3 protein-coding genes and 1 pseudogene are annotated in these 4354 nt (G+C 59.3%); all 4 read right to left on the minus strand.

The window, feature by feature from the left end; translation table 11 throughout:
• Positions 1-248: pseudogene (locus FN633_RS18370) on the minus strand (hypothetical protein); the annotation flags it as partial.
• A 97-nt stretch (positions 249-345) separates the two neighbouring features.
• The gene (locus FN633_RS06140; protein ID WP_154057104.1) at positions 346-1359 is read right to left on the minus strand and encodes an NAD-dependent epimerase/dehydratase family protein; all 1014 of its coding nucleotides are present in this window, start codon (positions 1357-1359) and stop codon (positions 346-348) included.
• A 122-nt stretch (positions 1360-1481) separates the two neighbouring features.
• The gene (gene ltaE, locus FN633_RS06145; protein WP_154057105.1) at positions 1482-2483 is read right to left on the minus strand and encodes a low-specificity L-threonine aldolase; all 1002 of its coding nucleotides are present in this window, start codon (positions 2481-2483) and stop codon (positions 1482-1484) included.
• A gap of 38 nt (positions 2484-2521) precedes the next feature.
• A complete protein-coding gene (gene poxB / locus FN633_RS06150; RefSeq protein ID WP_154057106.1) occupies positions 2522-4240 on the minus strand; it encodes a ubiquinone-dependent pyruvate dehydrogenase in 1719 nt (572 codons plus the stop codon).
• Positions 4241-4354 lie beyond the last annotated feature (114 nt).

The raw sequence follows: 4354 nt of genomic DNA on the forward strand, positions 1-4354 counted from the left end.
GGGACCAGTTCTTCTGGAACGGTCACCTGCCAGGGAAACGCCGTATCGATATTATCTTCTGTCAACCAGAGCGTGCTGACAGCTTCTCCATCCCAGAACAGGCAAAGATAGTCGCCCACGGCCGCGTTGCTATAGCGGTTGACCATTACGTCTACGCCGCCGGAAGATAAAAGTTCTACTTCATTGATATAGCCATCATCGCTCATCTGGGGCAGTGAGGGAGAGGGTAAGGGTGCTGCTGTAATCATGATGCCTCCTGTTTATGTAAAATAAACTGAAGGTATCAGCCTCAGGCACGCGGAAAGTCACAAAGGGTGACTGACAATGGCTATAAAAGAAGCGCAGTTAGCGATGCAGCTTGCCGTGATCCTTTAGCCACAGAGCGGTGCGCCGGATCCCTTCATCGAGGGTGACCAGCGGGGCATAGCCCAGTTCATCGCGGGCGCGGGTGGTATCAAGGGTGAAGTCAAAGTTCAGCTTCGACACGCCGTAGTGGGTCAGGGCCGGCTCTTTAGCCCGCTTATCACAGAAGCGCTCCATGCTGCGGGCGATGATGTCCAGCATCGGGTAGGGCACAGAGCGGATGCGGCAGTGGATCTCCAGCTCGTCGATCAGCCGCTGCACGATGCTGCGCAGCGTGCGGCGCTCGCCGTTGGTGATGTTGTAGGCGCGTCCGGAGGGCAGATCGTCACACGCTTCCTGGCTGGCAAGCCACATCGCATGCACCGCGTTTTCGAAATAGGTCATATCCACTAAGGCATCGCCGCCGCGCGGCAGCAGCACGCTGCGGTAGTGGTGCATCATCTGCGCCAGCCGGGGGATAAACACCTTATCGTGCGGGCCAAACAGGCTCTGCGGACGCAGAATAGTAAAGCGGGTGTTGGGGTTAGCCTGAGCGAGGAGCTGGATCACCTCTTCCGCAGCGGCTTTGCTGCGAGCAAACTCGTTGGCAAACCGCGCCGGGCGAAAGTTCTCGTCGATATCATGGTGGTGATGATAATCGAAATAGAGCGACGGCGAGGAGACGTGGATAAAGTTCCGCACGCCCCAGGCCACGGCCCACTCTCCGAGGCGGCGGGTCGCCCGCACGTTGGCAAGGTCGAACGCTTCCTGCGTGCCCCAGGGCGAGGTAAAGCTCGAGCAGTGCCAGAGCGTGTCGACGCCGGCCAGCATCACCTTTGCCTGAGAGGAGACAAGCTCGGTCAGATCGGCCTGCACGAACTCCGCGCCCATCTTTTGCAGCAGCTTGCCCATCGCCTCATTGCGACCGCTTGCTCTGACGCTCACGCCTCTCTGACGCAGATACTCAACTGCGTGGCGGCCTAAACCGCTGGTTGCGCCGGTGACCAGAACCTTCATAGCAATCCACTGTGTTGAAAAGAATTTCGTGCGCATTCTTCCGTGAATTACGCCGCTATGCAATGGAAAGATGACAGATAAAAGCCCAATTTCAGACTTTATCTGTCAAATATTCTATGCCCTTAACGTTTCAGGAACGCCTGCCAGTGACTAACCAGCTCTTCCAGCTGTGCGCGACTGACGTCGAGATGCATAACAAGGCGGGTAATCGGCGAGGCGTTGAGCAGCACGCCGCGCGCCTGCATAAACTCGCCGAGGGCCGCGGCGTTCTCCTCGCCTACGCGAACAAACAGCATATTGGTATCGTGACGCATGACATCAGCGCCAATCTCCTTCAGCTGCGCCGCCAGCCATGCGGCATTCGCGTGATCCTCTTTTAGACGCTCAACGTTGTTTTTCAGCGCAAACAGGCCCGCCGCCGCCAGGAATCCCGCCTGGCGCATGCCGCCTCCGGTCATCTTGCGCCAGCGGTTAGCGCGCTTGATGTACTCATGGCTGCCTACCAGCAGCGAGCCAACCGGCGTGCCGAGGCCTTTTGAGAGGCAGATGGTAAAGGTATCGCAGTACTGGGTAATCTCTTTTAACGGGCAGCCATACTCGACCACCGCATTAAAGATACGCGCCCCGTCAACGTGCAAGGCCAGGCCTTTCTCACGGGTAAAGTGCCACGCCTCAGCGAGGTATTCACGCGGCAGCACCTTGCCGTTGTGGGTGTTCTCTAAGCTCAGCAGGCGGGTACGGGCGAAGTGGATATCGTCCGGCTTGATCTTTGCCGCCACTTTATCCAGCGGCAGCGAGCCGTCCGGGCTGGCGTCGATGGGCTGAGGCTGAATGCTGCCCAGCACCGCTGCGCCGCCGGCCTCGTAGAGATAGTTATGCGCCCCCTGACCAACGATATACTCCTCGCCGCGCTCGCAGTGGCTGAGCAGTGCCACCAGGTTAGCCTGGGTACCGGTAGGCAGAAACAGCGCTGCCTCTTTGCCCGAAAGCTCGGCGGCGTAGCGCTGTAGTGCATTAACAGTGGGATCGTCACCATACACGTCGTCTCCGACCGGGGCGGCCATCATCGCTTTCATCATGGCGCGGCTCGGTCGGGTCACGGTATCACTACGTAAATCAATCACGGCACTTCCTTATCATCTTCAGGATCGTGCCATCTGTTTTACCTGAGCCAGTTGGTTTTCGCCAGTTCCACGACCTCGTCGCCGCGACCGTTAATAATGGCGCGCAGCATATAGAGGCTGAAACCTTTGGCCTGCTCAAGCTTGATCTGCGGCGGAATAGAGAGCTCCTCTTTTGCCACCGTCACGTCCACCAGCACCGGGCCCTCGGTGGCGAACGCGCGCTGCAGGGCGCTGTCGACGTCGGCGGACTTCTCGACGCGGATACCGGTAATACCGCAGGCCTCCGCGATGCGGGCGAAGTTGGTCTCATGCAGGTCGGTGCCGTCCGTCAGATACCCTCCCGCCTTCATCTCCATCGCTACGAAGCCCAGCACGCTGTTGTTAAAGACGATGATTTTTACCGGCAGCTTCATCTGCGCCAGCGAGAGAAAATCGCCCATCAGCATGCTGAACCCACCGTCGCCGCACATCGCCACCACCTGACGCTCGGGATGCGTCGCCTGTGCCCCCAGCGCCTGCGGCATGGCGTTAGCCATGGAGCCGTGGTTAAAGGAGCCCAGAAGGCGGCGCTTGCCGTTCATCTTCAGGTAGCGCGCGGCCCACACCGTTGGCGTCCCTACGTCGCAGGTGAAGATAGCGTCGTCGTCAGCAAAGTCGCTGATCCGCTGGGCCAGGTATTGCGGGTGAATGACCTTGCTGCTGGGCTTAGCCAGGTCGTCCAGACCCTTGCGGGCGTCGCGGTAGTCTTCCAGTGCTTTATCGAGGAAGCGGCGGTCGGTTTTCTCCTCCAGGTGCGGTAGCAGAGCGGCCAGCGTGGCTTTGATATCGCCTACCAACGCCATGTCGACCTTGCTGTGCGCGCCAATGCTGGCCGGGTTGATATCAATCTGGATGATTTTGGCATCGGTAGGGTAGAAAGCCCGGTAGGGGAACTGGGTGCCGAGCAATATCACCGTGTCGGCGTTCATCATGGCATGGAAACCGGATGAGAAGCCGATCAGCCCGGTCATGCCTACGTCGTACGGGTTGTCATACTCCACATGCTCCTTGCCGCGCATGGCATGGATAATCGGTGCTTTCAGCTTTTCCGCAAAGGCGAGCAGCTCGTCATGGGCCCCGGCGCAGCCGCTACCGCACATCAGGGCGATATTGCTGGAGTAGCGCAGCAGCTGGGCGAGCTTGAGCAGCTCCGTTTCAGCAGGGGTAACCACCGGCTGCGGGGCGCTATACCAGTGGCTGCTGGCGCTCTCCGGTGCGGGCTTCAACGCCACGTCGCCGGGCAGAACGATCACCGAGACGCCGCGATTGAGGATCGCCTTACGCATGGCGATGGCTAACACCTGCGGGATCTGCTCTGGGCTGGAGACCAGCTCGCAGTAGTGGCTACACTCGCGGAACAGCTCCTGCGGGTGGGTCTCCTGGAAGTAGCCGCTGCCGATTTCGCTGGAGGGAATATGCGCTGCAATCGCCACCACTGGCACATGGTTGCGGTGGCAGTCAAAGAGGCCGTTGATCAGATGCAGGTTGCCAGGCCCGCACGAGCCTGCACACACCGCCAGCTCGCCCGTCAGCTGCGCCTCTGCCCCAGCGGCAAAGGCGGCAACCTCTTCATGACGGGTCGACATCCATTCGATAGTGCCCATCTTGTTCAGGCTATCGCTCAGACCATTCAGTGAATCACCGGTAACGCCCCAGATGCGTTTTACCCCGGCCTGCTCCAGCGTTTTTGCGATATAGGCGGCGACGGTTTGTTTCATCTTCTTGTCATCTCCATTTTGTGATGTTGGTAACAAGCTTAGATGAAAAAGAGGAAACGACGTGGGGCGGATCTGTGTGAGGTTGCAGATCGCGTAGGCCCTGCGAGCGTTAGC

The sequence above is a fragment of the Pseudescherichia vulneris genome (assembly GCF_902164725.1).
Classification (GTDB): domain Bacteria; phylum Pseudomonadota; class Gammaproteobacteria; order Enterobacterales; family Enterobacteriaceae; genus Pseudescherichia; species Pseudescherichia vulneris.